The organism is Kitasatospora sp. NPDC057198 (genome assembly GCF_042670125.1).
In the GTDB taxonomy this organism is placed as follows: domain Bacteria; phylum Actinomycetota; class Actinomycetes; order Streptomycetales; family Streptomycetaceae; genus Kitasatospora.
In genome coordinates this window covers 1-3,024 of record NZ_JBHUWH010000682.1, presented here as the reverse complement: position 1 = coordinate 3,024, position 3,024 = coordinate 1, and the positions used below count along the sequence as shown (strand labels likewise).

3 protein-coding genes are annotated in these 3,024 nt (G+C 70.1%); 1 reads left to right on the top strand and 2 read right to left on the bottom strand.

Annotated features, from left to right (window positions below):
- Together ACFUEL_RS37670 and ACFUEL_RS37665 are read right to left on the bottom strand one after the other, a co-directional pair.
- Positions 1 to 241 (bottom strand): transposase family protein (locus ACFUEL_RS37670; RefSeq protein WP_380242410.1); only part of this gene is annotated, 241 nt, incomplete at its 3' end.
- A gap of 276 nt (positions 242 to 517) precedes the next feature.
- On the bottom strand, positions 518 to 1,285 hold the full coding sequence (locus ACFUEL_RS37665) for a ScbR family autoregulator-binding transcription factor (protein ID WP_380242408.1): 768 nt from the start codon (positions 1,283 to 1,285) through the stop codon (positions 518 to 520).
- 491 nt (positions 1,286 to 1,776) lie between these two features.
- On the opposite strand from ACFUEL_RS37665, the gene ACFUEL_RS37660 reads away from it, so the two are divergent.
- The gene (locus ACFUEL_RS37660; RefSeq protein ID WP_380242406.1) at positions 1,777 to 2,604 is read left to right on the top strand and encodes a BTAD domain-containing putative transcriptional regulator; all 828 of its coding nucleotides are present in this window, start codon (positions 1,777 to 1,779) and stop codon (positions 2,602 to 2,604) included.
- The last annotated feature ends 420 nt before the right edge of the window (positions 2,605 to 3,024 follow it).

Sequence of the window (3,024 nt, the reverse complement as noted above, 5' to 3'; positions counted from 1 at the left end):
ACCGCCGGACCCGCAGCCGCAGCACCACCTGCCGCCCTGCCACGGGAAGATCGGCGGGAAACCGCAGGTAGGAGCCGTGGACCCGCCGCGACCAGTTCCCGCAGCCCGGGCATCGAGCCTCGGCCGTCCGGGATCTGACACCGACCCGGATCACATCGCCGTCGTCCTGCACCGACACAACCCTGATCTCCGGAGCCGACAGGAAGAGCAGCTCTTCCAGCCGGAGCAGTACCTCGCGCACAGCCCAAAACCATCAGCCCCAACGTCGCCGTCACTGGCCGTTTCCAGACGATCTCGGGTGACGCTCCGGAGAGATCAACCGTTACAGGAAGTAGGCACTCCACAGAAGTTGGACCAGAGCCACTTCACGTGAACGAAGCCAGCCGTCCGTCCGTACGGGCCGCCCCGCTGCTCCTGGCCGTTGTGTGTTGGGGGTCGCCCTGTGGTGGCGGGCGGGCTGTTCCCAGGCTCGCCCGCGTTCCGGCCGTCCTGCTCCTGGCTGTTGTGTGCCGGGGGGTTACCGTGTGGTGGCGGGCGGGTTGTTCTCGGGCTCGCCTGTGGTTCCGCCCGTGGTCCCGGTTGTCGGTTTGTCCGTGTTCTCGCTTGTTGCTGTCACTGTTGTTGTTGTTGCTGCTGTGGTTGTTGTTGGTGGTGTGGTGAGTTCGGTGTAGACGTGGGCACCGCGGTGGGGGGTGAGGTCGAGGGCGGTGAGGATGGAGGGGTGGACGATGTTGGGGAGGAGGTGTTTGAGGAGGGCGGTGATCTGGTGGGTGAGGTCGTGGTAGTCGGTGGTGGCCTGGGACATTTGTTGGACGCCGGCGAATGCTCCGACCAGGACTGTGGCGGTTTCTGCGGGGTTGATGTGGGGGAGGAGTTCGCCTTGGGCCTGTGCTTGTTGGAGGGTGTGGGTGCAGGCTTGCTGCCAGTGGTGGAATGCGGTGGCGCGGTTGATTCCGGTGGCTTGTTGGTCGAGTGAGAGGCGTACGCCGGCGCGGACCATGGGGTCGGTCTGCAGGAGGTGGGCGTGGGTGAGGCACATGTCTGCGAGTTCCTGTGTGCGGCAGGGGCGTTGGGGGATGGTGAGGCGCATGTCCTGTTCGGCGAGTACGCCGCGGGCCAGTTCCTCCTTCGACTGGAAGTGGAAGTAGAGCGCTCCTTTGGTCACTCCGGCGGTGGCGAGGATCTCGGAGATCGTCGATGCCTGGTAGCCGCGTTCCTCGAAGACCTGTGCCGCGGCCCGCAGGATGGTCCTGCGGGTGCGGGCGGCCCTGTCTTGTGTTGCCACTGTGCCTCCTCGACCTGTGGTGGGCAGGTCGGTGTCGATTAAAAAAAACCGCTCAGTTCGTATCCTAAGGCGTGAGATGCGCCGACAGACAGGGCTCCCGTCCGCCAGCCCCCTTCCCGGGCCCCTTCCTGTCCCCTGTAGGGGGTGGGAAACCGGCGGCGGGTCCGGGAGGGGCGGTTTTGGCCGCGGTGGTTCGCGGCCCGCGAGGGGGCGGCCGGGGCTGGCCGGGTCCGGGTCGGGTCCGGGGTGGTGGGGTGTCCGGCGGGGTGTTCGGGGGCGTCGGAGGGCTGCTGGCCTGGTGTTTTCCCTGTCCGCTCCCTGTCTGTGCCCTGTCAGTGTCCGGTCTGTTCCGGGGAGGGCAAGTGGAACGGGTCCTTCCTCATTGACAAACCGCTCGTCCCGTTTTCTACTGATGTCCTGTCAGGGGGGAGGGTGCGAACGAAGCGCACGGAACCTGACGTGCTGCCACTGACGTACGTACAGGAGACGACGTGGACATCGCTGTTCTGGGGGCATTGGACGTCCGGGAGCACGGGACGCCGGTTGTGCCCACCGCGCCCAAGGCCCGTCAGGTTCTGGCGCTGCTGGCGCTGCAGGCCAATCGGGTGGTGCCGGTGGCGTCCTTGTCCGAGGAGTTGTGGGGCAGGACGCCGCCCCGTAGTGCCCGTACCACGCTGCAGACCTATGTCCTGCAGTTGCGGGAGCTGATCGAGGCGGCGCTGCCGCAGGGGGATCCCCGTACCGCCAAGGATGTGCTGACGACCGCGCCGGGCGGTTACCTGCTCAATACGGCGGGCGGGCGCAGTGATGTGCGCGAGTTCGAGCACCGTACGGCCCGGGGGTACCGGGCGATGGAGGCGGGGGACCATCCGGGGGCCGCCCGGGAGTTGCGCGGTGCGCTCGCCCTGTGGACCGGTGCCGCTCTCGGCGATGTGCAGACCGGTCCCCAGTTGGAGATGCACCGCCGGCGGCTGGAGGAGATCCGGTTGTGTGCGCTCGACCGGCGGATCGAGGCCGATCTCAGGCTGGGCCGGCACCGTGAGCTGCTGGCCGAGCTCACGGTCCTCGTCCTGCGGCACCGTACCCACGAGACCCTGCACGGCCAGTTCATGCTCGCCCTGCACCGCTCCGGCCGCCGGGGCGAGGCCCTGGAGGTCTACCGGCGGCTGCGCGGTGCGCTGGAGCGGGAGCTGGGTATGGAGCCGTCCGCCGCGCTGCGGCGCCTGCAGCGTTCGATCCTGGCCTCCGCCCCCGAGTTGGCGCTGCGTCAGGCCCCTGCCGGGGCGGGGCCGGCCCTGCCGGCGCAGCTGAGCCGGTAGGGCTGACCCCGCCCCCCGGGGGGGTGTATGTGTGCGGGTCCGGGTCCTGCTGCGGGACCGCTGCAGGGTGCCGGGGGAGTGCGGGAGGGTCGGCCGGAGGGCTGGTAGCCGGCCGGGGCTCGGGTGATGGGTCGGCAGGGCTGGCCCTGCCCCCGGGGGGTGTGCTGCGTGGGCCCGAACTTTGCTGCGGGGCCGCCGGAGGAGGGCTGGTAGCCGGCCGGGGCTCGGGTGATGGGTCGGTCGGGGGCGCGGCTGGGTCGGCAGGGCTGACCCCGCCCCCCCCGGGGGGGCGGGCCAAGGGGCCCGCTGCGGGACTGCCGCAGGGTGCCGGGGGAGTGCGGGAGGGTCGGCTGGAGGTCCGGTTGGAGGGGGCTGGGGGGCTGGCGGGAGGGGTGGGGGGGAGGGTGTGCCGGGGGGCCG